The sequence below is a fragment of the Hahella sp. HNIBRBA332 genome, assembly GCF_030719035.1.
Classification (GTDB): Bacteria; Pseudomonadota; Gammaproteobacteria; order Pseudomonadales; family Oleiphilaceae; genus Hahella.
Genome location: NZ_CP132203.1, coordinates 5,180,917 through 5,205,888 on the forward strand (window position 1 = coordinate 5,180,917; position 24,972 = coordinate 5,205,888).

28 protein-coding genes are annotated in these 24,972 nt (G+C 53.3%); 11 read left to right on the forward strand and 17 right to left on the reverse strand.

Annotation, left to right across the window (positions count from 1 at the left end; translation table 11 throughout):
* Window positions 1-19: 19 nt before the first annotated feature.
* Both O5O45_RS22890 and O5O45_RS22895 read right to left on the reverse strand, forming a co-directional pair.
* The gene (locus tag O5O45_RS22890; protein ID WP_371747872.1) at window positions 20-1,840 is read right to left on the reverse strand and encodes an ABC transporter ATP-binding protein; all 1,821 of its coding nucleotides are present in this window, start codon (window positions 1,838-1,840) and stop codon (window positions 20-22) included.
* A 166-nt stretch (window positions 1,841-2,006) separates the two neighbouring features.
* Entirely contained in the window at window positions 2,007-2,489 is a 483-nt protein-coding gene (locus O5O45_RS22895) for a DUF4442 domain-containing protein (protein WP_305901647.1), read from the reverse strand.
* Between the two features lie 128 nt (window positions 2,490-2,617).
* Between O5O45_RS22895 and O5O45_RS22900 the strand changes: the two genes are divergently transcribed.
* Both O5O45_RS22900 and O5O45_RS22905 read left to right on the forward strand, forming a co-directional pair.
* Window positions 2,618-2,890, forward strand: a complete 273-nt coding sequence (locus O5O45_RS22900; RefSeq protein WP_127968214.1) for an acyl-CoA-binding protein — start codon at window positions 2,618-2,620, stop codon at window positions 2,888-2,890.
* Window positions 2,891-3,085: 195 nt separating this feature from the next.
* Entirely contained in the window at window positions 3,086-3,403 is a 318-nt protein-coding gene (locus tag O5O45_RS22905) for a site-specific integrase (RefSeq protein ID WP_305901648.1), read from the forward strand.
* 20 nt (window positions 3,404-3,423) lie between these two features.
* On the opposite strand, the gene O5O45_RS22910 is transcribed toward O5O45_RS22905, so the two are convergent.
* The 4 genes from O5O45_RS22910 to O5O45_RS22925 all read right to left on the reverse strand — a co-directional run bounded on the left by O5O45_RS22910 (window position 3,424) and on the right by O5O45_RS22925 (window position 5,862).
* Window positions 3,424-3,798: a hypothetical protein gene (locus O5O45_RS22910; RefSeq protein ID WP_305901649.1), complete on the reverse strand. Its 375-nt coding sequence runs from the start codon at window positions 3,796-3,798 to the stop codon at window positions 3,424-3,426.
* 104 nt (window positions 3,799-3,902) lie between these two features.
* Complete coding sequence (locus tag O5O45_RS22915) at window positions 3,903-4,874, reverse strand: VanZ family protein (RefSeq protein ID WP_305901650.1); 972 nt, start codon at window positions 4,872-4,874, stop codon at window positions 3,903-3,905.
* Between the two features lie 17 nt (window positions 4,875-4,891).
* Entirely contained in the window at window positions 4,892-5,395 is a 504-nt protein-coding gene (gene greB / locus O5O45_RS22920; RefSeq protein WP_305901651.1) for a transcription elongation factor GreB, read from the reverse strand.
* 29 nt (window positions 5,396-5,424) lie between these two features.
* Window positions 5,425-5,862: a hypothetical protein gene (locus O5O45_RS22925; RefSeq protein WP_305901652.1), complete on the reverse strand. Its 438-nt coding sequence runs from the start codon at window positions 5,860-5,862 to the stop codon at window positions 5,425-5,427.
* A 533-nt stretch (window positions 5,863-6,395) separates the two neighbouring features.
* Between O5O45_RS22925 and O5O45_RS22930 the strand changes: the two genes are divergently transcribed.
* Both O5O45_RS22930 and O5O45_RS22935 read left to right on the forward strand, forming a co-directional pair.
* A complete protein-coding gene (locus tag O5O45_RS22930; RefSeq protein ID WP_305901653.1) occupies window positions 6,396-7,052 on the forward strand; it encodes a TetR/AcrR family transcriptional regulator in 657 nt (218 codons plus the stop codon).
* Window positions 7,053-7,175: 123 nt separating this feature from the next.
* Complete coding sequence (locus tag O5O45_RS22935; protein ID WP_127968207.1) at window positions 7,176-7,472, forward strand: hypothetical protein; 297 nt, start codon at window positions 7,176-7,178, stop codon at window positions 7,470-7,472.
* Between the two features lie 70 nt (window positions 7,473-7,542).
* On the opposite strand, the gene O5O45_RS22940 is transcribed toward O5O45_RS22935, so the two are convergent.
* From O5O45_RS22940 to ftsY, 9 genes are all read right to left on the reverse strand, one after another.
* A complete protein-coding gene (locus O5O45_RS22940; protein ID WP_305901654.1) occupies window positions 7,543-8,976 on the reverse strand; it encodes a sensor histidine kinase in 1,434 nt (477 codons plus the stop codon).
* Complete coding sequence (locus O5O45_RS22945) at window positions 8,963-9,643, reverse strand: response regulator transcription factor (protein WP_011394559.1); 681 nt, start codon at window positions 9,641-9,643, stop codon at window positions 8,963-8,965. Before O5O45_RS22945 ends, O5O45_RS22940 begins: the two co-directional genes overlap by 14 nt.
* Window positions 9,644-9,714: 71 nt before the next feature.
* A complete protein-coding gene (gene djlA / locus O5O45_RS22950; protein WP_305901655.1) occupies window positions 9,715-10,521 on the reverse strand; it encodes a co-chaperone DjlA in 807 nt (268 codons plus the stop codon).
* A 133-nt stretch (window positions 10,522-10,654) separates the two neighbouring features.
* The gene (hyi, locus tag O5O45_RS22955) at window positions 10,655-11,422 is read right to left on the reverse strand and encodes a hydroxypyruvate isomerase (RefSeq protein ID WP_305901656.1); all 768 of its coding nucleotides are present in this window, start codon (window positions 11,420-11,422) and stop codon (window positions 10,655-10,657) included.
* Window positions 11,415-12,305, reverse strand: coding sequence for an NAD(P)-dependent oxidoreductase (locus O5O45_RS22960; RefSeq protein ID WP_305901657.1), 891 nt, complete (start codon window positions 12,303-12,305; stop codon window positions 11,415-11,417). Before O5O45_RS22960 ends, hyi begins: the two co-directional genes overlap by 8 nt.
* A gap of 88 nt (window positions 12,306-12,393) precedes the next feature.
* Window positions 12,394-13,248 carry an RNA polymerase sigma factor RpoH gene (rpoH, locus tag O5O45_RS22965; RefSeq protein WP_305901658.1) on the reverse strand — a complete coding sequence of 285 codons (855 nt, stop codon included), beginning with the start codon at window positions 13,246-13,248 and terminating at the stop codon, window positions 12,394-12,396.
* 240 nt (window positions 13,249-13,488) lie between these two features.
* Complete coding sequence (ftsX, locus tag O5O45_RS22970; RefSeq protein ID WP_305901659.1) at window positions 13,489-14,523, reverse strand: permease-like cell division protein FtsX; 1,035 nt, start codon at window positions 14,521-14,523, stop codon at window positions 13,489-13,491.
* A 33-nt stretch (window positions 14,524-14,556) separates the two neighbouring features.
* Complete coding sequence (gene ftsE, locus O5O45_RS22975) at window positions 14,557-15,219, reverse strand: cell division ATP-binding protein FtsE (protein ID WP_305906241.1); 663 nt, start codon at window positions 15,217-15,219, stop codon at window positions 14,557-14,559.
* A gap of 59 nt (window positions 15,220-15,278) precedes the next feature.
* The gene (gene ftsY / locus O5O45_RS22980) at window positions 15,279-16,409 is read right to left on the reverse strand and encodes a signal recognition particle-docking protein FtsY (protein ID WP_305901660.1); all 1,131 of its coding nucleotides are present in this window, start codon (window positions 16,407-16,409) and stop codon (window positions 15,279-15,281) included.
* Window positions 16,410-16,592: 183 nt separating this feature from the next.
* Here ftsY and rsmD point away from each other — a divergent pair, with 183 nt between their 5' ends.
* Window positions 16,593-17,186: a 16S rRNA (guanine(966)-N(2))-methyltransferase RsmD gene (gene rsmD / locus O5O45_RS22985; RefSeq protein ID WP_305901661.1), complete on the forward strand. Its 594-nt coding sequence runs from the start codon at window positions 16,593-16,595 to the stop codon at window positions 17,184-17,186.
* Window positions 17,187-17,282: 96 nt separating this feature from the next.
* Here rsmD and O5O45_RS22990 read toward each other — a convergent pair whose 3' ends face one another.
* Window positions 17,283-18,476, reverse strand: coding sequence for a DesA family fatty acid desaturase (locus O5O45_RS22990; RefSeq protein WP_305901662.1), 1,194 nt, complete (start codon window positions 18,474-18,476; stop codon window positions 17,283-17,285).
* Between the two features lie 315 nt (window positions 18,477-18,791).
* Between O5O45_RS22990 and mutM the strand changes: the two genes are divergently transcribed.
* Window positions 18,792-19,607: a bifunctional DNA-formamidopyrimidine glycosylase/DNA-(apurinic or apyrimidinic site) lyase gene (gene mutM, locus O5O45_RS22995; protein WP_305901663.1), complete on the forward strand. Its 816-nt coding sequence runs from the start codon at window positions 18,792-18,794 to the stop codon at window positions 19,605-19,607.
* A 202-nt stretch (window positions 19,608-19,809) separates the two neighbouring features.
* On the forward strand, window positions 19,810-20,154 hold the full coding sequence (locus tag O5O45_RS23000) for a hypothetical protein (RefSeq protein WP_305901664.1): 345 nt from the start codon (window positions 19,810-19,812) through the stop codon (window positions 20,152-20,154).
* Window positions 20,155-20,243: 89 nt separating this feature from the next.
* Here the strand turns inward: O5O45_RS23000 and cysQ are convergent, their stop codons facing one another.
* Window positions 20,244-21,077 carry a 3'(2'),5'-bisphosphate nucleotidase CysQ gene (gene cysQ, locus O5O45_RS23005; RefSeq protein WP_305901665.1) on the reverse strand — a complete coding sequence of 278 codons (834 nt, stop codon included), beginning with the start codon at window positions 21,075-21,077 and terminating at the stop codon, window positions 20,244-20,246.
* Window positions 21,078-21,192: 115 nt separating this feature from the next.
* On the opposite strand from cysQ, the gene yrfG reads away from it, so the two are divergent.
* The 4 genes from yrfG (at window position 21,193) to O5O45_RS23025 (ending at window position 24,951) form a co-directional block, all read left to right on the forward strand.
* Window positions 21,193-21,870 (forward strand): GMP/IMP nucleotidase, encoded by a 678-nt coding sequence (gene yrfG / locus O5O45_RS23010; RefSeq protein WP_305901666.1) that lies wholly within the window; start codon window positions 21,193-21,195, stop codon window positions 21,868-21,870.
* Window positions 21,871-21,883: 13 nt separating this feature from the next.
* The gene (hslR, locus tag O5O45_RS23015) at window positions 21,884-22,297 is read left to right on the forward strand and encodes a ribosome-associated heat shock protein Hsp15 (protein ID WP_305901667.1); all 414 of its coding nucleotides are present in this window, start codon (window positions 21,884-21,886) and stop codon (window positions 22,295-22,297) included.
* A gap of 30 nt (window positions 22,298-22,327) precedes the next feature.
* Window positions 22,328-23,185, forward strand: coding sequence for an Hsp33 family molecular chaperone HslO (hslO, locus tag O5O45_RS23020; RefSeq protein ID WP_305901668.1), 858 nt, complete (start codon window positions 22,328-22,330; stop codon window positions 23,183-23,185).
* A 230-nt stretch (window positions 23,186-23,415) separates the two neighbouring features.
* A complete protein-coding gene (locus tag O5O45_RS23025; RefSeq protein ID WP_305901669.1) occupies window positions 23,416-24,951 on the forward strand; it encodes a phosphoenolpyruvate carboxykinase in 1,536 nt (511 codons plus the stop codon).
* Window positions 24,952-24,972 lie beyond the last annotated feature (21 nt).

Here is a 24,972-nt window from a genome sequence, read left to right on the forward strand (position 1 = left end):
AATATCGTCAGAGGCCAGCTTAGTGCTGACGCTCGCCATAAAGCTGCGCATACAAACCTCTTTGCTGCAACAACTCTTCATGTTTACCTTCCTCTGCAATGCGGCCGTCTTCAAATACATAGACACGGTCCGCCTGCTTCACAGCGCTGAGGCGGTGAGCAATGATCAATGTAGTGCGCTGGTCGAGAAAATCCGCCAGCGCCCGATGCAGGTTGTACTCGGTTTCCGCATCCAAAGCCGACGTAGCCTCATCCAGAATCACCACTTGTGGGTCAGCCAGAATCATCCGGGCGATCGCCACTCGCTGCCGCTGCCCGCCGGACAGTCTGACGCCTTGTCGACCGACCAAAGTATCCAGCCCGTCCGGCAAGTTCTCCACTACCGCCTTCAATTGCGCCACTTCCAACGCCTGCCAGAGTTGCGCGTCAGTATGCGGTCGTCCCATCGTCAGATTCTGTCGCAGGCTGTCATTGAACAACGTGGGATGCTGCAATACCGTGACCACATGCTCCCGCACCCGATGATGCCCGATTCGCTGAATCGGAACGCCATCGAACCTGACAGAGCCCTGAGAAGGCGAATACATCCCCAACAACACCTGCACCAAGGTGGATTTCCCTCCGCCGCTGGCGCCGACGAGCGCCGCCTTCTCCCCAGGATTGATATGCAAAGACACCCCCTGCAACACCTCGGGGCCATCGCCGTAGGAAAAGTGCACATTATCCACATCCAGCGCGACGGTCCTTTTTCCGGCGAAGGGGTTGGTTTGCGGCGGATAAACCGGCTCCCGCCGCAACTGCAGCAATTGATTAATCCGCCCCAGCGCAGCGTTGGCGGCATAGAAACTGTATTGCATGCTCAGAATATCCTGCACTGGCGCCATCATGAACCAGAGGTAGCCAAATATCGCGAACATATGACCAATACTTAGATCAGAATAAAACACCGTCAACATGGCGGCGGCGCGAAACAGATCCACTCCAAACAGAAACAGCATAAAGCTGACTCTGTTGGCGGCGTCGCTCTTCCATTCATACTGAACCGCGTGATTGCGAACGCCCCAGGCGTGATCCAAAAGGCGACGGATGTAATGTTGTTCACGGTTAGCGGCGCGGATCTGATGAATCCCGTCCAGCGTTTCCGTCAGCGCCTCCTGGAACAGCTCCAACGCCTGATTTTCCCGGCGCTTGAGTTCTTTGACCTTTTTGCCGAGGCGCGTAGTCAGATAAATTACGAAGGGATTAAAAAACAGAATCAGCAGCGCCAACTGCCAGTGCACCCACAATAACACCACCGCAGTGCCGACTATCGTCAACAACGCCACCAGCAAACGGCTCACCGAACTGCCGATGAACTGGTCGATGGTATTGAGGTCGGTCACATAACGGGACGCCACCGCGCCGCTCCCCATGACTTCGTACTCGGCCATAGAGATGCTGCTTAGCCGGCTCAATAGATTCTGCCTGATGCGACAAATGATATCTTTGGAAATACTGGCGAACTGCCTGCCCTGCCAGACATTCATGAGCAGAGAAAACGAGCGCAGGAGCAGAGCGGCGAACACCATGACGCCGATGTAAAACGCCGCCCCGTGCAAAGACTCTGGAGAATACTGGTTAATCAGCGCAATCACCGGACCGGGTTGCTCCAGCAATACCTCATCCACCAACAAAGGCAATAACAGCGGCACGGGGACAGCCGCCAATGTGGCCAGCACCGCAATCAGGTTCGCCCTCGCCAACCGCGGCTTGTAGGCCAGCACCATATTCCGGATTCGCCGCCAGTCATATCTTTCGTTGGCGGTTTCAGTGCGGTCAGTATGGCGTTGTTGGTCTGGCAAAATGTCCTCCGCGACTTACTTCGGTCAAACGCAATAAAACGCGTCTGAGCGACAGCCAGAACGGCGACGCAGACGCCTGTTGCGATGACTCCATTCTAGTGCGACGGCCTGACGGGCGCTAGCCGCATCTCGCCCGCCGCCAATCGTCTTTAGCATCGGGTTGCGATCAACGCCGCTTAGGCGTCCAGGCCCAGATCATTTCCGCCATGACCGGCTCTTTGTCTTCACTGTCGGTTATGGCCACCGCCACTGTCACTTCGCCTTTTTCCAGCGTCTGAATGGCGTGTATCTGCTCTTCCGTCAAATGGGCTTCCGCGCGCATGTCGCCCTTCGCCCGCTTCACGTAGTCCAACTTCATGGTTTTGATAACAGGGACCGCATGATCCGGTACGTTCATCCCCACCAGGAAGCCCGTGGCCGACTCTGCAATCAATGCATTGGCGACAGCGTGTACGGAACCAATATGATTTCGCACCGCGCGACGATTCTTGAGCGTAATGACGCAACGACGCTCAGTAAGCTCCTCCACTACGATTCCCGTGGTTCCGGCGTATTTGACCATTTTCCCGAAGAACAAAGTCAAGGCCCTGCTGCGGGCGATTTCCGGCAACAAATTAATTTTGCTGACAATTGACATTAATTTATTCATGTTCTTTACCTGCGTTTATTATTGGACCCCAGACGACGAAACCGATCACAGGGTGTTAAATGACCTTCAGTCAGTTTTGCCGCCGGGCTATAATGCCCTTTCACACCCAAACAGTTAAGGACTATGCAATGAGTGACCTACAAAAAGCGTTCGAAGAAGCGCTCAATTACGTCAAAACCGCCGAGGGCGATTTCTCTCCCTCCAATGAAATGAAGCTGGAAATGTATGCGCTGTTTAAACAGGCTAGCGAGGGCGATGTCAGCGGCTCCCGTCCCGGCATGATGGATTTCGTGGGACGCGCAAAATACGACGCCTGGGCGAAGTTGCAAGGGGTGTCCAAAGATGAAGCAATGCAGCGTTATGTGGACGTGATCGCCGATCTGAAAAAGCGCTACAGCTAAGCGCTTGCAGGGAAATGAGCGCTGCGCTCGTTTCCCTTGCCCCCAGTTACGCCTTTATCAAGGCATCAACTCCTAACATAAAATCAAACCGGCCAAAGCTTGCAAAAGGTTCATCAAACCAACTTTGCAGGCAACATTTCGTTGTAATAGAATTTACTGATAATTATAAAAAGAAGAACCAGCGAGGTTATCGTAATGGAAACTGCTGAATTACTGTTGCCGAACGAACCTGAATTTATCTGCCAATTGAAGCAGGCGATTGAGTCGCAGGGCTTCAGTCCCCGTACCGAACACTCTTATCTGCATTGGATTTATCGCTTCATTTCCTTTAATCAAAATCGCAGTCCGAAAGAGCTTGGCGAGAAAGACGTCCGACGCTTTCTACGCTATGTCGCCACGACTCTGAGCGCTTCGCCCGCACGCTGTAAACAGGCGCTGAAAGCATTGCGTTTCATGTATCAGGATGTACTGAAAAGGCCGCTGCCGGGTCTGGACGACATGCAGCCCGCCTGACGACAGCCTTGGCCTTGTAGTTAGCGCTCTGTCGTAATCAGATAATCGTAATTATGGGTGGTCGGCGTCACTGGCGTGAAGCGAGGCTGTGGGGCATCAGCGGGAATGGACAGCGCCCGAAACTCATCCTGTGTTTCCCTTTTTTCGGCTTGTGTGGCGCCTTCCTTTAATTCAAAAGGCGCTTCGGTCTCTTCTCCCGCCGCTGGGGCGTCCAAGGAGCCGCCGATGACGGCGGCGGATAAGGCGGAAGAGTCCAGTGACGGCAAAGGGAAGGTTTCCAGTGTCGACTTTTCTTTATACCCCGCCTGAACGACAGGAGCTTCCGCCGCCATCACCTGAGCGCAGAAACAAAAGGATGCGGTAACAGACAATAATATTTTTCTTGTTGTAAACATGACTATCCCCAGCAAAAATTGATCAGGGTGTCGTCATATTCTATTGACGGCGTAGGCGGGTTCACCGCCTTTCGCTGTCATTCGTGACCAAGTTCACAAGGAGATTACTTTTCCAGGCGGATATTATCGACAATCATCCACTTGGCGCCGTAATCATGGGTCGTGAAGATGAAGAAATTGCGCACATCAGATACATCCAGACGACGACCGGATTTAGTCATGGTCCACTCGTCAAAATCCAGAGTGTAATGATTCCATCCCTTCTTGGCCTGGAGGCGAATATTAACCCGGTCCTCAAACTTGTCTGTCGGCATATCCAAATAGAACCCATCGTCCAAACGAACGGCTACATGCATGTCTTTCTGTGCGTACACAGAGAACGCCAATTTGGAATAGCCTGTCCAGTCGCGAGGAAATTCAATGAAAGAAGCACCGGGGAAAACATCTTGTTTACGCAACTCGATATATAGAGCCTGCTCGCCGTGACTGGCGTGCTCCCGGGTAAGCTTGATCACCCGCCCCGTCCAACGCTGACGGTCGCGGGTGGTTTCAAAGTCCGCCAGCACCGGGAACTCTGCGCGTTGATGCAAAGAGATGTTAACCGCCTTCGCCACCGGCAAGCATGTGTACAAAAACGCAGCAATGGCAAAGAAACAACGCAGGACGATAATAAAGCGATGGCGCACACCTTCAGACGGCATCACCAGCATCAACCCCATCAGGGCGCCAGCGACATCAGCAAACACATCACCCCATGAGGGAGAGCGGCCGATACGCGCTTGAATCAACTCCACAACGCCCGCGAACACGAACGCCGCTAAAGGCGTCAGCAACCATAATCTATTGGCGCCGAACCGGCGTACCTGCGGCAGCCGTAGCGCCAACGCCACCACAACGGCGGTCCAAACGACGTGTCCAAAGTCCCAGAGCGCGTTGTATAGCATGGAGGAGCTTTTATGTGGCCCCACATCCGCAAACAACAAATACAGGCCAGCGACAAACGCCAGACCGAACATCCAATGAAACTTACTTCTCTGAGCAGACGCCTGTGGCGCAGTCGCATACATCATAGTCACCCGCGGAACCAAACGCTTTACGCGCCGCAATACTCAATATCAATTACAAAATAGGACTTCCTGCCGGAAGGCGTCGTCACTATCACTTCATCATCCACTTGCTTCTTCAACAGTGCTTTCGCCATGGGAGAGTCAACGCTGATATAGCCTTTCTGAGCGCCCAGCTCATCAGACCCGACAATGCGGTAACGGTGTTCATCGCCTTCTTCGTCTTCCAGCGTCACCCATGCCCCGAAATAAACCCGGCTCTGGTCCTCCGGCGGGCGATCCACCACCTTGAGTTCATCCAGACGCTTGGTCAGGTAACGGACACGCCGATCTATCTCACGCAGTTGTTTCTTGCCATAGATATACTCGGCGTTTTCACTGCGGTCGCCCATCGCCGCTGCTTCGGAGACGGCCCTGGTTACTTCCGGGCGTTTTATTTTCCACAAGTACTGTAGCTCTTCGCGCAATGTGCGCTCGCCTTCAGATGTGATATAACGAGCTTTCGGCGGGCTGGGAGGACGATAACGACTCATCTTAAGTTCTCACCATATACTCGGCGCATTCAAGGACTCCTGCGCTTGCTTTTTTTGAAGAGATAAGCGCCAGTGAACGCCGCAATCAATCCCCCGACATAGCCCACGACAACCACGTATGAGGGAAGAGACACCGCATCGCCCTCCCCGACTCCGGAACTGAGCGCAAGCTGCAGGACCGTCAACAGCCCCCACATGGCCAAAACATGCCAATACTCCAGGAACCCCGCCATTTTGGCCGTCAGATAGCCCGCCAGCCCATCAAAAGCAATACCCACTCCCATTAGAATCGCCATTAGCTCAAAGGCGTCACTGGGGTTGCCAATCAACGCCTCCAAATCTTCCTTGGAGGCGCCTCCCGCATGCATCATCGCCAAATAAAAACCGCTAACAATATTGAAAGCGATAAAAGAGCCGCCAATATCGAAAACGGTACCTAGAATGACTGCTCTGAAATTCAACGTCATAAGAAAATTAACTGCCATATCTGCACAATGAATTGACGGACGCCACATGCTCCCTTGTTTGATGACAATCGGAAACAGGGACTGAGGCGCTGGTACAGGGTCAAATTCTATCGCGGCGGACAAAAAAAATCCCCTGCAAAACAGGGGATAATCTAGGCAGTGGCTAACGCTCTTAAAAAAAACAACACTCAAGGGCAGGACAACAACTACGTCAACTAGCACATAAAAAAACAAACCTAAAACACTGTGCGTTGCGCGTTTGGGTGAAACCTTCTTTTCACCATCCTTGGAGCTAAGACTACGGGATGGCTTATTGCCCCAAGGTGGATTAATTATTAACCTTTTTTAAAGGGCGAAATTAGTTTGCAAATATGACTTAACTTTCTGTTTTCATAGAATATTCAGGGATACTTGACTTTCATCATGAAAAATTCCCGTTTTCCTGCATTCAGTAGTTGAATTTAGGGTTCCGCCACTGTTATTGTCACGAACTAATCTGATGCAATCGGAATACCCCAGGTTAGATAGAGCTAATGCGCCCAGTCAGGCCCCCCGAAGAAGTTGAGCAACTTAAAAGGAATATTCTGGATGTGGCCTTGCGCCTCATCGTTCAGGAAGGATTCGCCGCCCTTACCATGCGCAGGCTTGGCAAAGCCCTCGGCATGACCGCGCCGAACCTCTACAACTACTACCAAAGCAAAGACGAAATCTACGTCACCCTGATGATTCAGGGCTTCAGCAAGCTCCGCGCCTATCTGATGAAGAGAGCGGATGCGGAACAAGACGCCATCGCCCGCGGACGCGCCATAATGCGCGGCTACATTGAGTTTGGACTCAGCCAGCCCGAGCATTATGAGCTGATGTTCTCATCTCACGCGCCCAAGTTCCGTGAGTATAAAGGAACAGACATAGAACCTCTGTCCAATCAGGAATACGCGCTTTCCATGGAAGTGGCCAATTTCGCAGAGACCTGCCTGCAATCAGTTCTGGATAGAGTCGGTCTAAATGCATCCAGCGATCAACGCCGCACCATGTTGATCGAGCTATGGAGTCTGCTGCATGGTATGGTCAGCCTTCATTTGACAGGCAATACCGCCTATCTGACCGATACGCCGCTGGAAACCTACGAGCACATATTGGATTTGCTGTTGCAGCGATTTGTGGATCGTCACCGCGAACAACAAAGCTAAAGTACTCTGTCCAAGCAGGGCCTGACCGGATGGAAAAATTAGGTTGTCTCCTCTATTTTTTGTAGGTAGGTTTTCCACAACTTCATCACCTATCCTAGCGGACAGCCCAGGGAAAAATTCATCATGAAGACCCAAGACATTCTCAATAATGCATTGAACGGGCTCGATTACATCGGCTACCAATTGGAACACTACGGCGTCACAGACAAAATAAACCGCCACGCCGTCCTGGCGTTCATCATGGCGGAGCAAAAACATCTTGAAGGCGAACTCGACAGCATCAGCGCTCGCGTAGGCGTACAGAAAGCCCGAATTGAGCGGGCGCGCAGGCAAGTGGAAGGGCTCGTAAATACCACCTTGGAAACGGCTGCTTATCCGCTCAAGCAGACTCTGAGCCTGATAAGATCCCGTCTGAACTAAGTTTTCATACGATACGATTGAAGAAGACTTCAGGAGAGGAAAAAGCGAGACTTTCCCTCTCCTCTATGGGTTAGCTTGGCAAAGCTGGCGTTTTCCCCGCCGAATCCTGTTCCGGCGCAGGCGCAGCAGAAATCGCTTTGGGCAGAGGCAACTTCATCTCTGCGCGCAAACCAGGTTGATTATCCCTTAACTCCAGCGTGCCTTTGTGCATTTCGCACACGGCCTTCACCATACTCAAACCCAATCCGTTGCCTGGCAGTCCGCGCGTCTTATCTACCCGATAGAAGCGCTGCACCACCTTATCGCGCTCGTCTTCCGTAATACCGGGGCCTTCATCCCATATGCTGATGACGGCTTGATCAAACGCCCGTAGTCTTACGCCGACGTTACCGTTTACGGGTGTATACTTGATGGCGTTATCCAGCAAGTTGGCGATAGCCTGGAAAAGTAAATCCCGGTCGCCCTTCACGATAATGCCCTGGGCAAGATCCAGCGACAGCGTCTGAGACTTATCCGCCGCCAGAGCGTCATAAAGCTCTACGGCGTCAGCCACCAAACCATGCAGATCCACTTCAGAGAAGTTCGCGCTGTATCCGCCAGACTCAATACGCGCAATACGCAGCAACGCATTAAAAGTCTGTAACAGCTGATCCGCCTCGCCGATAATTTCCTGCACCACCGCACGAGCGTCTTCAGGCAGATCCTTCTGACATAACAACTCCAGTCGACTGCGGACACGGGTCAATGGCGTTCGCAAATCATGTGCAATGTTATCGGAGACATGACGAACTCCCGCCATCAGGGCTTCGATCTGGTCCAGCATACGATTCAGGTGATCCGCCAGTTCGTCGAAGTCATCACCAGAACCACGCACCGGCACACGCAAGGACAGGTTACCCTGCATAATCTGTCGGCTGGTGTGGGTGATCGCTTCGATTCGCCGTCGCGTACTTTTCGCCAACGCCACGCCCCCCAGAAAGGCCAGTCCCAGGGTAATGGCCACTCCCCAGGTCAGTGAGCGCTCAATCAACTCACGCACCCGGAAAAGATCAAAAATATCCCGCCCCACTAACAAGCGGTAACCGCCTCGTAGCGTGAATACCCGCGCACGCGCCATGTGGGGAGCTGCGAAGCGGCCTCCAGAACGATTCAGATAAAAGCCGATCCAGCCGTCTTCATCCTCCACCAACGCCGGCCATTCATTAAGGTTGCCCGCCAGCGGCTGCAGGTCGGAATTGACCAGCAGATACAATGACTCGCCTTGAGGATCGTTCAGAACTCGCTCATTCATGACGCTAACCATACCGCGCAGCCCCTGCCGCCGATATTGCTCAGCCAATCCTTGAATCTCAGCCTGGATAGTCTCGTCGAACTGGGCGGACATGAAACCCACCGTCGCCCAGTAAATGAAGCCTAGAAGGAAGAGTACAGAGGCTGCGAAGAGCAGCATGTACAATATTGCGAACTGAAATGCCGAGGTGCGTAATAGCTTAGGCAGCTTCACGTAGGACGTACCCTGCTCCACGAATGGTGTGCAACAAGGGAGTCTCAAAATCCTTATCGATCTTGGCCCGCAGACGGCTGATATGAACATCGATAACGTTGGTTTGCGGATCAAAGTGATAGTCCCACACTTTCTCCAGCAACATGGTGCGCGTCAGAACCTGGCCGGGATTACGCATAAAGTATTCCAGCAAACGGAATTCCCGCGGCTGCAAATCAATGGACAAGCCATTGCGCTTGACTGTGCGCGCCAGCAGGTCCATTTCCAGATCCGCCACTTTCAGCGTAGTAACCACGTCCTGCTGTTGCTGGGAACGGCGCAGCAAAGCTTCGATACGCGCCAATAACTCGCTAAAGGAGAAGGGTTTAACCAAATAATCGTCGCCGCCGGCGCGTAAGCCCTGGACGCGGTCGTCCACTTCGCCGAGCGCGCTTAAAACCAACACCGGCGTTTTGGAGCCGCCCGCACGCAGCATACGCACGACAGACAAGCCGTCCAACTCCGGCAACATGCGATCCACAAGCAACAGATCATAACTTTCAGTTGTAGCCATATGCAGGCCGGTTTTTCCGTTGTCAGTGGCGTCCACCACATATCCGCTTTCTTTGAGTCCCTTACTCAGATAGGCAGCTACATCTTTGTCGTCTTCAATAACTAAAACTCGCATTTTTCATCCCCGTCTCTTCACTACCTGATACCACTACAGAAACAGAAGTTCCTTGCCAACAGCGCCCAAACTCACCCGCCCCTCGCCCGCTTGATTTGCTCGTAGGCGGTGCGGATCTCCTGAGTTTTTTCCGTCGCTATTTTAACCATTTCCTCCGGCAGGCCCTTCGACACAAGCTTATCCGGATGGTGCTGACTCATCAGACGCCGGTAGGCTTTCTTAATTTCATCATCAGTAGAGTTTTCATTCACTCCCAGCGCGGCGTAAGCGTCCGATAGACTCGGCGTCTTTTCTTTCGCGCCGGCGTGGAAACCTTCCTGGGCGTATCGCTGTCTGGCGATAGCCATCGCCAGCAAGCCTTCAAATTGATGACGGCTGAATCCCAGAGTTTCAGCCACTTCACGCAGTATACGTTGTTCATTGGCGTGCAGATCCTGATCCGCCAGCGCAGTCGCCAGCAATATTTCCAGGAACATCTGCAGTAAGTTGGCGCGACGATGACATTCATCCCGGAACTGGAGCAACACCGCTTGCAGGTCGAATTCCGGCTGCTTGCCGCGATTGAACAATTCAATCGCCAACTTTTCCTGTTCCGGATTCAGCTGCATGCCTGCCATGATGTGGCGCGCAGCCTGGATTTCCACCTCACTGACGCGGCCGTCAGCTTTGGCGACATGCCCCATTACGCTGAATACGGCGGTGAAGAAGGCCGTTTGCACCCGCTCCTGGTCGCCTGCGCCCCAGTTCGGCGGCTCTAACTCGATCCGCTGTACGCCGACGTCAAAACTATGTCCGATGGCGGCGCCGAGCAATCCTCCTAAGGGACCACCTAATGCATATCCAAATGCGCCACCGATAACCTTTCCCCACCAGCCCATTAAATTCCATGTCTCCAGTCGTCGTCTGATGTTAATTTATTAAGCTGGTAGTTCATTATTTACCCATTGCGTAGTCTAGGTATAGGGTAAATAAACGCCCAGTTAAGATTTAGTAATTTGGGGGCGACGCCGCTTATTGCAACCACCCCAGCGTCTCCCGCGTATTTCCGAGGGGAATATACTCTGCGCTCACCCATCCCTGATACCCCATTTCATCCAGCTGGGAGAAAACATACGCAAAGTTGATTTCGCCGGTTCCTGGTTGATGACGCCCTGGATTATCGGCGAACTGAATATGTCCGATATTGGCGATATGGCGTTTGATGGTCCGCACCAAATCTCCCTCCATCACTTGCATATGATAGATATCGTATTGATATTTAATATTATTAACACCAGATAATTGAATCGCACGCAGCGCTTTGTCTGTGCTGTCGATCAGAAAATCAGGGACATCCAGGCTATTGATCGCTTCCAACGTCAGCATAATGCCCTCGTCACCGAGTTTTCGCGCCGCGTAGCGCAAATTATCGACCAGCGTGAACCATGCCTGTTCATCACTCACTGACGAGGGCTTTATCCCCGTCAGGCAGTTCAACCTGGGCGCGCCGAGAGCCTTGGCGTACGCGATAGCCAATTCCACGCCTTCCCGAAACTCTCTCTCCCGGCCCGGAATGCATGCAATTCCGCGCTCGCCGGTCTCCCAATCACCAGCAGGTAAGTTATGCAACACCACACTGACTCCCGCCTTCTCTCGGCTGGCGGACAATAAAGCTTTATCCCAGGCATAAGGAAACTGCATTTCCACTCCTGTGAATCCAGCATGGGCGGCCGCTGCGAAACGCGCCCCCATGGGAACGTCCGTAAACAGCATGGAAAGATTGGCGGCGAACTTAGGCATCCTTGTTTTCTCCATCAAGACGAATCTGATTGAGCGCCTCTATGTGCAGCAATAGACCACTGTGATCCACATTTTCATGCCCGGCTTCCAACAAGGCCTGATATTCCTCGAAAACCTGTTCGGTGAGGGGCAGGGTTATCCCTTCCGCTTTGGCCTCATCGAGGATCATGGTCAAATCTTTGTGCTGTACTCTGGCAGTCGCTCCAGGCTGGAAGTCGCGCTCCAGCATCCGGCGGCCATGTAAATCCAGAATACGGCTTGATGCAAATCCTCCCAACAACGCCTTTCGCACCGCCACCGGATCAGCGCCGCCTTTGGCGGCCAACATCAGGGCTTCAGCCACAGCGCCGATGGTGATTCCCACAATCGCTTGGTTGGCGAGTTTCGCCAGTTGCCCTGCGCCATGCGGACCAATGTAGGTGGTTTCGCCCAATGCGCCGAAGACAGGCTGGGCTTTGTCATACTGACTCCGCTCCCCTCCCACCATTATTGATAAAGCCGCCTGCGCCGCCCCCACGGTCCCGCCTGAGACTGGCGCATCCAGATGGGCCACGCCCCTTGCCTGTAGATAGCTTGCGTGTTTACGCGCCAATGAAGGCGGAATAGAGCCCATATCAATAACTAAAGCCCCAGGCGAAACAGCATCCGCCACGCCCTGCCGCATAAGGATATCGTCTACCACCGGGCCGTTTTCCAGCATCAGAATAACGACATCCGCTTTTTCGACAGCCTGCGCAGGCTCATCAGCAATCTGGGCCCGCTCAGCAAAGGCTTCAACCTTTGAGCGAGTGCGGTTCCAAAGCGTCAATGAATAACCAGCGCTTAACAGATTCTCCACCATGGGCGCGCCCATCAGGCCGACACCAAGAAAAGCGATATGCATGGGTATTGTTTCCTCTAGAGATGGGCAGCAGAGTCACCGCAAAAAAAAAACCGCCGTGCGGCGGTTTTTTTTCAGTAGCTGGCGTCGCTTATGCTTCAAGCATCAGCTTAACCTTCTTCATCGCGTTCTTTTCCAACTGGCGTATACGCTCAGCGGAAACGCCGTATTCATCAGCAAGCTCATGCAAAGTGGCTTTACTTTCAGCCAGCCAACGCTTTTGAATGATGTCTTTGCTGCGTTCATCCAACTGGGTCAGCGCATCGTGGAGACGACTGTTGGAGTCTTCCTCCCAGTTTTCATTTTCCAGCATCATCGCTGGATCGTAGCGACGATCTTCCAAATAGTTCGCGGGCGCTTTAAACGCGGTTTCGTCATCTTCATCCGCGCCTGCGTCGAAAGACGTATCCTGGCCAGCCAATCGGCTTTCCATTTCCCGCACAACATGGGTATCGACGCCCAGATCCTGCGCAACGGCTTTGGCTTCATCATTGGTCAACCAAGCCAGACGCTTCTTGGCGGAGCGCAGGTTAAAGAACAGTTTGCGTTGCGCTTTGGTGGTCGCCACTTTGACGATACGCCAGTTACGCAAAATAAATTCGTGGATCTCCGCCTTAATCCAGTGCACCGCAAAGGAAACCAGACGAACGCCGAACTCAGGGTTAAAGCGTTTAACCGCTTTCATCAATCCAATATTCCCTTCCTGAACCAAGTCAGCCTGAGACAGACCGTATCCGGAATAACTCTTGGCGATATGCACAACAAAGCGAAGATGAGCCATGACTAACTGCCTGGCTGCATATAAGTCCTCGTTTTGGTGGAAACGTTCCGCCAATTCGCGCTCTTCTTCAGCGCTGAGAACAGGAATGCTGTTTACCGCGTGAACGTATCCCTCCAGATTCCCTACTGGAGCAAGCATTTCTACAGGCCGTAAACTGGTACCCATTCAAAATCTCCAATTAACTTACTCGACGTGAAAATATAGCACTTGACGATTAGACTGCCAACGCAGTAGAAAGTTCCCCATTGTAACGAAATGTATCACTGCAATCGACTTTCTCGTCCGCGTCCAAAGCCTCTGGGGGCCTATTCCTATAAAGCCCGCCGCCCGCACTGGATTTCTGAGCTTAACTGTAATTAAGGCCTGCTGTATTTATTTCAATAGCTGGCTGATATTAAAAATTCGTCATTTAGGCTCAATATCATCCAAATGCCGTCTCACTGCGAGCCAGGCGCCGCCGCATCCCAGGAAGGATCCCGTCAGCAACAGCAAGGATGTGGCTTCAATAGAGAGGCCGGACAGGTTGAAACTGCTGTAATACAACGCCGCCAACTGGTTCACCGGTCCGCTCAGCCAGAGCAACGCCATATTCACCAATAACCAAGCCAATAAGGCGCCGCCTACCCCATACCAGAAGCCGGTATACAAAAACGGTCTGCGCACAAAGGGATCGGTTCCGCCCACCAGCTTTACCACCAGAATTTCGTCTTTACGGTTCTCAATCGCCAGCCGGATGGTGTTGCCGATAATCAGAATAACCGCCAACCCCAATAAAGCCCCTATGGCCAGGGTGCTGCGCCCCAACACTTCAAACAACGCATTCAGGCGCTTCACCCATTGCAGGTCCAATTGCACATTGTCCACTTCAGGGAGCTTGGACAGCGATTCCGTGAAAGCCTGCACCTTTTCCGCCTGTCCGTATTCGGGCGACGGTTGCAACACAATCACCGCCGGTAACGGATTATCGTCAAGATAGGCCAGAACATCCCCCCATCCAGACATAGACTTGAATTCCTCCAACGCCTGACTGCGGTTGATGAATTGCATCGACTGCACCTCAGGCCGTTCCTTAAGCTTCTGCGCCAACTGGTAAGCGGTCTGATCGTCCACATTCAGCTTCATGTAAAGGGAGACTCGCGACGCGCCTTCGAGTCCTTCCGTCAATCCTCCCAAATTGCCCAGCATGACAAACAAGCCAGATGGTAAAGCCAGAGCCACGGCGATCACCAGCCAGGTCATCAAACTGGACAACGGGTTCCGTATCAGGCGCATCAAACTGTCACGAGCGATCAGGCGATGGTGGGAAAAGTAGGCTTCCAGGCCGCTTTGCTCCAACCCAGCGGAGGCGCCTTGCCGAGGCGGCCCCTCGGCAGGCGGAGGGGGCGGCTGTTTGCGTCCCGACCTTGATGGGCTGGCTCCGCGCGGTATGTTTTCTTTCATATTCTTCTAGTCTCTTCGCTCGGAAGGTTTCACTCAGCCGCGACCGGCCACCAGCTGGCCATGATCCAGTCGCATAACGCGATGCCTCATATGGGAGATCAACGCCAGATCGTGACTGGCGATCAGCACCGTCACCCCTACCTGATTAAACTGCTGGAACAACCGCATAATCTCGGCGGACAGTTCGGGGTCCAGGTTGCCTGTAGGCTCATCAGCAAGCAACAGCGGCGGCTTGTTCACTACCGCCCTGGCGATCCCCACCCGCTGCTGCTCCCCACCAGATAAAGTGATGGGCAGTGAGTTTTCTTTCTTCAGTAGCCCCACTTTGTCCAGAGACGCGCGCACCCGCCTACCGATCTCTCGGGGGGAAACACCTGCAATTTCCAATGGCAAGGCGACATTTTGAAAAACCGTGCGATCAAACAACAGATGGTGATTCTGAAACACCACACCGACATGGCGACGAAAATACGGAATTTGCCGACGGGGAAACTTCTCCAGATTCTGGCCGCCGATAAAGATGCGTCCCTGGTTGGGGCGCTCCATTAGCATGATCAGCTTTAGTAGCGTGCTCTTGCCCGCGCCGGAGTGCCCGGTCAGAAACGCCATCTCACCGCGCCGCAATGAAAAACTGACCTCAGACAGGGCTTCAAATCCGCCGCTATAGCGTTTTGAGACTCTGTCAAAGTGGATCATGCTGTCGCCGATCATAAGTTTCCCCTATGCCTCATCGCCTTGCCATTCAGGACTCGGTTTTATGCGTCAAACAGCGCATCCACAAATTCGCTTGCGTCAAACGGGCGCAGATCGTCAATGCCCTCGCCCACGCCGATATAGCGGATCGGCAATCCGTGTTGCTTGGCGATGGCGAACAAGATGCCGCCTTTCGCCGTGCCATCCAGTTTGGTGATAGTGATGCCGGTGACGCCAACCGCCTGGCGGAACAACTGAGCCTGGCTCAACGCATTCTGTCCTGTGCCCGCGTCCAGCACCAACATCACTTCATGAGGCGCATCAGGATCATGCTTCTTGATGACGCGAACGACTTTCTCCAGCTCGGACATCAGATTCTCTTTATTCTGCAGCCGTCCCGCCGTATCAGCGATAACGACATCCACCCCACGTGACTTGGCCGCCTGCACCGCGTCGAAAATGACGGAGGCGCTGTCTGCGCCAGTATGCTGAGCGATTACCGGCACATTATTACGCTCACCCCAGACTTGTAATTGCTCCACAGCTGCGGCGCGGAAAGTATCCCCGGCGGCTAGAACGACGGAACGTCCTTCCTGCTGGAATTTATTGGCCAGTTTGCCAATCGTGGTGGTTTTGCCGACGCCATTCACGCCCACCACCAGAATTACATAAGGAGTTTTCTTCTCTATTTGCAGAGGGCTGGAGCATGGCTCCAGCAAGCCGCGGAGCTCTTCTTTCAAGGCTTCGTAAAGCGCAGTGGAGTCCTTTAATTGGTTGCGATCAAGCTTTTCAGTAATGGCCTGAGTAATCTGGGTCGTCGCCTCAATACCCACGTCGGCGGATAACAATAAGGTTTCGATTTCTTCCAGCAGCTCTTCATCAATCGCTTTAGAGCCAGCGAATAGCGCCATAAGATTCTGGCTAAACTGACCACGGGTTTTGCTCAACCCTGAACGCACTCTCGCCAACCAGCCGCCGGAAGGCTCCTCCGACGCGACCTCTTGGACAGGCGCAGGTCGCGCCTTCGTTGGCGCGACGCCCTTCGCCTCCGCCCTTTTCTGCGTTTCAGGCGGGCTCAGCTCAAATGAGCGCGGACGCGGGAGGCTACTTCTACGGGACAGAATGTCGGCGATCAATAACAATACCGACAGCCCCATCAGGGCCATAAACACATAGTTGATCATTGAATGCATATCAGAGATGTCCAAAACTTAGGCGAAGATGCAAATGGGGCCCTATTCTATTAACCTGCGATGTTCGTACGCAAGGCTAACAGCCCTACCCGCTCCATCGCGTCCAAACATAGACGGTAAAATCGGGGGCGTTAGGCCCTAAACGCTTGGTTATTTTCATTTCATTCGGACCATACACACAGCATGAGACAAAAAGGCAAGTCCGCCCCTGAGTTGGGCCAATTGCGCATTATCGGCGGCTCCCACCGGGGTAGAAAACTGACGTTCCCCGCTCTGGACGGCGTGCGCCCCACCCCTGATCGAGTGCGGGAAACGCTATTCAACTGGCTAATGCCCATTTTTCCCGGCCCTCGCTGCCTGGACGTATTCTGCGGTAGCGGTGCGCTGGGATTGGAGGCGCTTTCCCGTGGCGCGGCGGATGTGACCTTTATTGACCAGAGCCCAGTGATCGCATCGCATTTGAAAACCCAAATACAGCTTCTACGCGCGGATAACGCCAATGTGGCGAACGCCGACGCCCTGAGTTGGTTAAGAGCGGCATCGCCGGATAAACCCTGGGAAGTTGTATTTCTTGATCCACCTTTCAGGAAAGAGTTACTCGCTCCGGCGCTGCAACTTCTTGTAGAGAGAAAGCTGCTCTCAACGGATGCTTACGTCTATATAGAGGCAGAGGCGGAGCTCAACCCGCTTCCACTGCCTACCGGCTGGACGCTTTCTCGTCATAAGACAGCAGGGCAAGTTCAATACGCGTTATGTTTGGCGCGGCAGACAGGCTGAACCTCGCCTGAGTCAGAGAAAAGTATGGTCAAAGATCAGGAAAAGAGGAGGCAAAAGACCGGCTTGCACCGGTCTTTCTAGAGACATGTCAGGCCGCTATCGCGCCCCTGCAGGCGCAGGGACCAAAGAGAAGGATTTCAGCCAGGCTGCAAATTCCTCCAAATGGCGCACGCCGCTTTGCTCCGCCTGATGACACCATTCACGTAAAGCCGCGACCTTATCCTGATACTGCATACCAGGCTGACGCTTCCAGATCGCCTGCAGTTCTTTGCTCTTTTGATAGATCATCTGCAGGGTTTCATGTTTCGCCAACACTTCCTGCAACCGATGATGCTCTTGTGGGGGTATGAGCGACTCCTCCCGATACATCAGCTTGCGCACTTTCTGCAGCAATGTGCGTTCTTCCGGTGGAAGCTGCTGCTTGCGTTCCTTCAATAATGGAGCCAGCACCTTCTTACGATACTGCACCATCACCTGAAAGCGGTTGTTGGCGATGGCCATCAATGTATCCACGTCCAGCAACGCCTTACCGGGCACTTGGTGTGCGATAGGGCCGACAGGCTTGGCTTTCGCCAGGCGAAGGAACTCAAAAATCTTGATCCACATCCAGCCAATATCAAACTCCCAGGGTTTAACGGAGAGTTTTGGCGAGTGGGGATAGGTATGATGATTGTTATGCAACTCTTCGCCGCCAATAAAAAAGCCCCAAGGAGAAATATTCCTGGCATTGTCAGTGCATTCAAAATTGCGGTAGCCGAAGAAGTGCGCAATCCCGTTGATAACGCCAGCGGCGAATAACGGAATCCACATCATCTGCACCGCCCAGACTGTAATCCCCTTGGCGCCGAACAACAGCAGATCAATCACTGCCATAACGGTGATGCCAATCCAGTTGTAGGGTGCGTAAAGATTACGCTCCAACCAGTCTTCGGGGGTGCGTTGCCCGTAGCGCTTTAGAGTTTCTTCAGTAGCGCCAGCCTTATACAGCTCCGCGCCACTCCAAAATACGGTTTTCAGCCCTTTTTTAACCGGGCTGTGCGGATCCTCTTCGGTCTCACACTTCGCATGATGTTTACGGTGTACAGCTGTCCACTCTTTCGTAATCATGCCTGTTGTCAGCCACAGCCAGAAACGGAAAAAATGTGCTAACGCCGGATGCAGATCGACTGAGTTATGAGCCGAATGACGGTGTAAGTAAACAGTGACGCTCACAATGGTGATTTGCGTAAGAATCAGGGTCGCCAGGACGGTTTGCCAAGCAGTCAGCCCCAGCAGGCCTTCATACCACATGTGGAAATCTCTCTTGTTGTATCCCGAAATTTGAGCGTACAAGTGTACGCTAAACTTCACGCGCCCGCATATTAAAGTTTGTAAGAAATTGCTGGAAAACCGGTCTGAAACGGGACGATGTTCGCACTCTGCAAACAGCGATTACAAAGGCTAACTCAAGCTATCTCAGGGAAGTTCTCTATAGGATTTTCACAACCTCATGGTTAGACTGTGATTTTTAGGCGGCGAGCGCTCAACGCTCCACCTTTTCCGTGGGGCATGGTCAAGCCGATAACTTTCACTCGCTTACCCAGTTCGAAGACAAAGGTTTACCCCGTGCCAGAATTACCTGAGGTGGAAACCACCCGCAGAGGCGTCGCGCCTCATATCACTGGACGCAAAATACTTAACGTAAATATTTATGAGCCGCGTCTGCGTTGGCCTGTGCCGGCGGACTTACCCGCCGCCGCAGAAGGTAAAACGGTCCAGGATGTCACACGTCGCGCCAAGTATCTGTTAATTAATCTGGGTGAGGACGAACTGCTCTTTCACTTAGGCATGTCCGGCAATCTGCGCATCGTGGCGCCGGAAACCCCGCGAATGAAGCATGATCATGTGGACATATTGCTTGAGGGCGACATCGCCTTGCGTTACAACGATCCGCGGCGTTTCGGCTGCCTATTGCTGCTACAACCGCCAGCGCATGAGCATCCCCTGCTAAGACATCTCGGACCAGAACCATTAGGCGACCAATTCAGCGGAGAGCTTCTGTATAAGTTGTCCCGACAGCGCAGGTCGCCGATAAAAACATTCCTGATGGACCAGGCCATCGTGGTCGGCGTCGGCAATATTTATGCGAATGAGGCTCTGTTTCTGGCAGGCATTCGACCCACGCGGCCAGCGGGAGAAGTTAGTCTCAAACGTTATCAGGCTCTGGCGGAGGCGGTAAGAAAAGTACTAAGCGACGCCATCAACATGGGCGGCACCACTTTGCGGGATTTTGTAGGCGGCGACGGCAAGCCAGGTTACTTTCAGCAAACACTGCGGGCTTATGGCCGAGGCGGACAGCCCTGCACCGTATGCAAAACAGAACTAAAAGAAATCAAATTAGGTCAACGGGCCAGCGTCTTCTGCCCCTCCTGCCAACGGTAGGATAAGCCGGTCATCGCCTCAGGCGCCTGATGGGAGAATGTCACAAACTCGACAAAAGGCGTCGACAGGGGCGCGGCAAAGTTAGAAAATACACAAAATATTATTGCAAAACAGCTGATTCTTTTTTAGAAAGTTTTCAAAAGCCTGTTATATTTGTCTTAATAGATAGACTATTGGATTTGTTAATTGGGAGAGTTCACCCATGCGCCAGACGCTTGTTCGTTGGATTAGTATTGTTGTCGCCACTGCAGCTTTTATCATGCCTACTGCAGGATACAGCGAAACCGTGGAGGAGAAGCCATCCGCGTTGGCCATGACCGGTGACGCTCTGTTCGCCCGTCCAGTGCTGTTCGGCATCACCGTCATCGGCTCTGTCGTCTATGTCGCTTCACTTCCCTTCTCTGCATTAGGTGGAAACGCTGGCGAAGCAGCGGAGACTTTGGTTATCGGCCCAGCCAAAACCACCTTCGTACGCTGCTTGGGCTGCACCCGGGTTGGCCGCAAAGAGAAAGTGGTGACTTTGGGCGACGAAAGCGCTCAAAACTAAGTCGACAGACTACCTTTTAAACACAAAAAGCCGGTATATGCCGGCTTTTTCGTTTTAATCCCCATGCCTTTAAAGCAGGGCTTCAGCATTTAGAGCACCAGCTCTTTCCATACCTCACCATCGTCTGCGATAGCGTGAAAATGCGGGTTCAAGATGCTTTCTTTGCCGTTGTAGCGCAGGGGCTTGTATTCTGCGTCCACCATCACGCCGCCTGCGCCAAGCAGCACAGCGTGAGCCGCCGCGGTATCCCACTCGGATGTCGGAGCCAAACGGGGATACCAATCCGCTTTGCCTTCCGCCACCAGACAGATTTTCAGAGAGCTGCCAATGCTCTTGCGCTCCAGCTTCGCAAAACGCGCTTCTGCTTTATCCAGCATAGGCTGCAGCGCTTCGCCGCCATGACGACGGCTAGCCACCACCACGACCTCCGCTTCTGGATTCAATTTGCGGGCGGCGATCGCATGGGACGCGCCATTTTCCGCCAGGAATGCAGCCGCGTCGCCATCCAGACTCCAGCCATAATATAACTGGCTTCTCACAGGCACATACACCCAACCTGCTACTGGAAAGCCTTCATGAATCAACGCAATATTGACCGTGAACTCACCGTTTCTGCTGATAAACTCCTTGGTGCCGTCAAGCGGGTCAACCAGCCAATAGGTAGTCCATTGGCGACGCAACTCGTAATCCGGCAGAGTGGACTCTTCCGAAAGCACAGGAAACCCCTCCGGCATCTTACGCAGGCCCTCAGCAATAATTGCATGGGCTCTACGATCAGCCTGGGTCAATGGAGAGTCATCTTCTTTGGTGGTGATTTCAATGGATTCCGCTTTTTCGTATACATCGAGAATCGCTGCGCCGGCCGCATTCATAATCCCTTGAATTTCGGCATGCATACGCTCAATGGTGTTTTTATCTATCATGTAACCTTGTCCTGATGGGAAGGGGGACGACGCCATCTTTGCGCGCGCCTGTCCTGTACTCTTTGAAAGAGTTACAATCTAACAGACTTACTCATGAAGTAAAGAAGGTTATTGCATGCTGGATTGGAGCGCCATCGACACCATATTGCTTGATATGGATGGCACATTGCTGGACTTACATTTCGACAACTTTTTCTGGATGGAGCACCTGCCAAAGCGCTTGGCGGAGCTTAAAGACCTTCATCCGGAAATCGTGAGCAAGGATCTGCTCGATAAAGTCCGCCAACTGCAAGGGCAGCTGAATTGGTACTGTCTCGACTATTGGAGTCGCGAGCTGGATGTGGATATCCCTACTCTAAAAGAGGAAATCCAACATCTTATTGGCTATCGTCCCTTTGTTGAGGAATTTCTACAGGCAATGCGAGACAGCCATCACCGAGTGGTGATGGTGACCAACGCCCATCGCAAAAGCCTTGAGCTCAAGTTACGCCAAGTCGACCTGACGCCTTATTTCGACAACATTGTCAGCTCCCACGACTTTGGCGTTCCCAAAGAGGACGTTGCGTTCTGGAGCCTCTTGCAGGAGGTTGAGCCATTCCAACCAGACAGAGCGATATTGATAGACGACAGTTTACCCGTATTACGCTCAGCCAAAGAATATGGCGTCGCGCACTTGCTCGCGGTATTGCACCCGGACAGTCAGCGCCCAGCACAAGAAGAGACGGAATTTAAGGGCATTCTGCACTTCGACCAGATTTTGCCTACCAACGTCTACGCCAACAGTAAAGTTTAGAGACAGGTAATAAATGAAGGAGCAGGCTTCAGCGACAGAACACAAAGTGCGGTTGGATAAGTGGTTATGGGCCGCACGCTTCTATAAAACCCGCACCCTCGCCAAAGAGGCTATAGAAGGCGGCAGAGTGCACTATAATGGAGCCCGCGTTAAGCCCGGACGGGTAGTTGAAGCCGGAGCGGAGGTTACGCTTAAACAGGGCTGGTCGGAAAAGACTGTGCTGGTATTGGATGTCTCCGAAAAACGCGGCCCGGCCCCCGTGGCGCAGAAGCTATATCAAGAAACGGAAGCCAGCGTCGAAAAACGCGAAAAACTGGCTTGGCAGCAGAAACAGATTCAGGCGGCGCAATTGCCTCCGGCGCGCAGGCCGACCAAGAAGCAACGACGTATGATCCACCGCTTCAAAGAACAAGCTGAACACGATTAATATTGATTAGAGCAGGGTATTTCCTCACTCATGAAAGCCGATTTACTGCAACGCTTTATTTTTGACGAACTGGACATCCGCGGCGAGCTGCTGGTATTGGAAAAAACCGTGCAGGACGCGCTGTCCCGCCATGATTATCCCCAAGCGATCCAGTCTTTATTAGGCCAGGCCTTAAGCGCAGGCCTGCTGCTGAGCGCGACGCTCAAAATAAAAGGCGACACCACCCTGCAGGCCACCGGCGAAGGCGAGTTACGCCTATTGATGGCGGAAGCGACCCATCGCCGCACCGCCCGCGGCATCGCACGCTGGGAAGGCGCGCCGAACAGCGCGTCACTAAAGCAATTGCTGGGAAATCGCGCCGCTCTCGCGATAACCATTACGCCTCAAAACGGTCAGCGTTACCAAGGCATTGTACCCCTCTCTTCGGATTCACTTTCCGCCTGTCTGGAAGAATATTTTGAGCGCTCCGAGCAGTTGGCGACCAGAATCTGGCTGTATGAGTCCAACGGTCGCTGGGGCGGACTGCTGCTACAACAGCTTCCCGCAGCCCGGGGCGGCGAGCACTCTGCTGAAAACTGGGAGCGTATCGTTGCGCTTTCCGCCACATTAACGGCGGAAGAGTTATTCAGTTTACCTGCGGAAGAAGTGTTGCATCGCCTGTTCCACGAGGAATCCGTCAGAGTACTGCAGGAAGAGCCCGCCAGTTTCTGGTGCTCCTGCTCGGAAGAAAGAACCCTGGAAGTGGTTAAGTCACTGGGCCGCGAAGAGGCCTTCTCCATCCTGGATGAGAGCGGCGAAATAGAAATGAACTGCCAGTTTTGCCTGCAGCGCTATAGCTTTGGCCGCGAACGTATAGAGCAGTTATTCGACTCTCCCACCCTTCACTGAACCTGACGCGCGCGCGAACCGTTTCGCGCACCCCGGCCAGCCCCCACAGGGCGGGCCGGAAACGCCCACAGGACTAGGCCTTACGCACACCCGGAAACTGTCGTCTTTTCAACCTGCTTTTGGCATAATAGCGCCCCTGTTTGCGATAACGCAGCGCGTCCCGAGCATAACAAAACCTAAAAGAACGGCGGCGTCTGCGCCTATGATTGTTATAATGAGGGCGAGGTTAAGTGAGCAATTTATATACAGATCTTAGTTCAGCCGAATTGGTTGAACAGTCTATTTGCCGTAAAGAAGGCCGTATGGCCGCCAACGGCTCCCTGGTGGTCAACACCGGAAAACGAACGGGACGCTCCCCAATGGATCGTTTCATCGTACAGGAGCCCAGCACTGCGGATGCAATCGACTGGGGCGCGATTAACCGCCCCTTCGATGCAGAGAAATTCGACGCACTTTGGGACCGCGTCGAAGACTACATCTCCACCCGCGACCGATTCGTTTCCCACCTGCACGTAGGCGCTGATCCCGAGCACTACTTACCTATCAAAGTCACTACCGAAACTGCCTGGCACAACCTGTTTGGCCGCAACCTGTTTATCCGCCCCGAGCGATACAATCCTGCGGACAAACAAGAATGGCAGGTAATGAACATTCCTGATTTCGTGTGCGAGCCTGAGCGCGACGGCACTAACAGCGACGGCGCAGTGATCATCAACTTTGCGCGCCGCAAAGTGCTGCTGGCTGGCATGCAGTACGCAGGCGAAATGAAGAAGGCGATGTTTTCCGTGCAAAACTTCCTGCTGCCGGAAAAAGATGTGCTGCCCATGCACTGCTCCGCCAATGTCGGTGAAGACGGTCAGACATGCCTGTTCTTCGGTTTGTCCGGCACCGGTAAAACCACTCTGTCCGCTGACGAGTCACGTTTTCTGATCGGCGATGATGAGCACGGCTGGGGCCGCGGCACTGTTTTCAACGTGGAAGGCGGCTGTTACGCGAAGTGTATCGATCTAAGCCAGAAAAACGAGCCGGTTATCTGGAACGCTATTCGTTTTGGAGCCATCGTCGAGAACGTCGTCATTGACGATCAAGACCGTACGCCGGACTACACTGACGTATCTCTGACCGAAAACACCCGCTGCGCTTACCCGCTTGAGCACGTGGAAAAGCGCGTGCTGGAAAATCGCGCAGGCGAGCCATCCGCGATCGTCTTCCTGACTTGCGATATGACCGGCGTATTACCTCCCGTATCTATCCTGAGCAAAGAAGCCGCGGCTTATCACTTCCTGAGCGGCTATACCGCCCTGGTAGGCTCCACCGAGATGGGCTCCAGCTCCAAGCTGAAATCCACTTTCTCCACATGCTTCGGCGCACCGTTCTTCCCCCGCCCCGCAGGCGTTTACGCAGAACTATTGATGAAGCGTATGGAAGAATTCGGCAGCAAGGTTTATCTGGTCAACACAGGCTGGACCGGCGGCTCCCACGGGGTAGGCAAGCGCTTCAGCATTCCTGTGACCCGCGCCATCATCAGCGCCATCCAAAGCGGTGAGCTGGCGGATGTCGAAACGGAGCACCTGGAAAAGCTGAACCTGACCGTTCCAAAAGAGCTGGAAGGCGTAGACAGCGTACTGCTGAACCCACGCAACACGTGGGCGGACAAAGAAGCTTACGACGCCAAGGCGCAAGATCTGATCCAGCAGTTCGTGGAAAACTTCAAAAAGTTCGATGTTTCCGACGCCATCCGCGCAGCGGGTCCTTCTCTGGATTAAGCGACGGCTCTATCAAAAAAC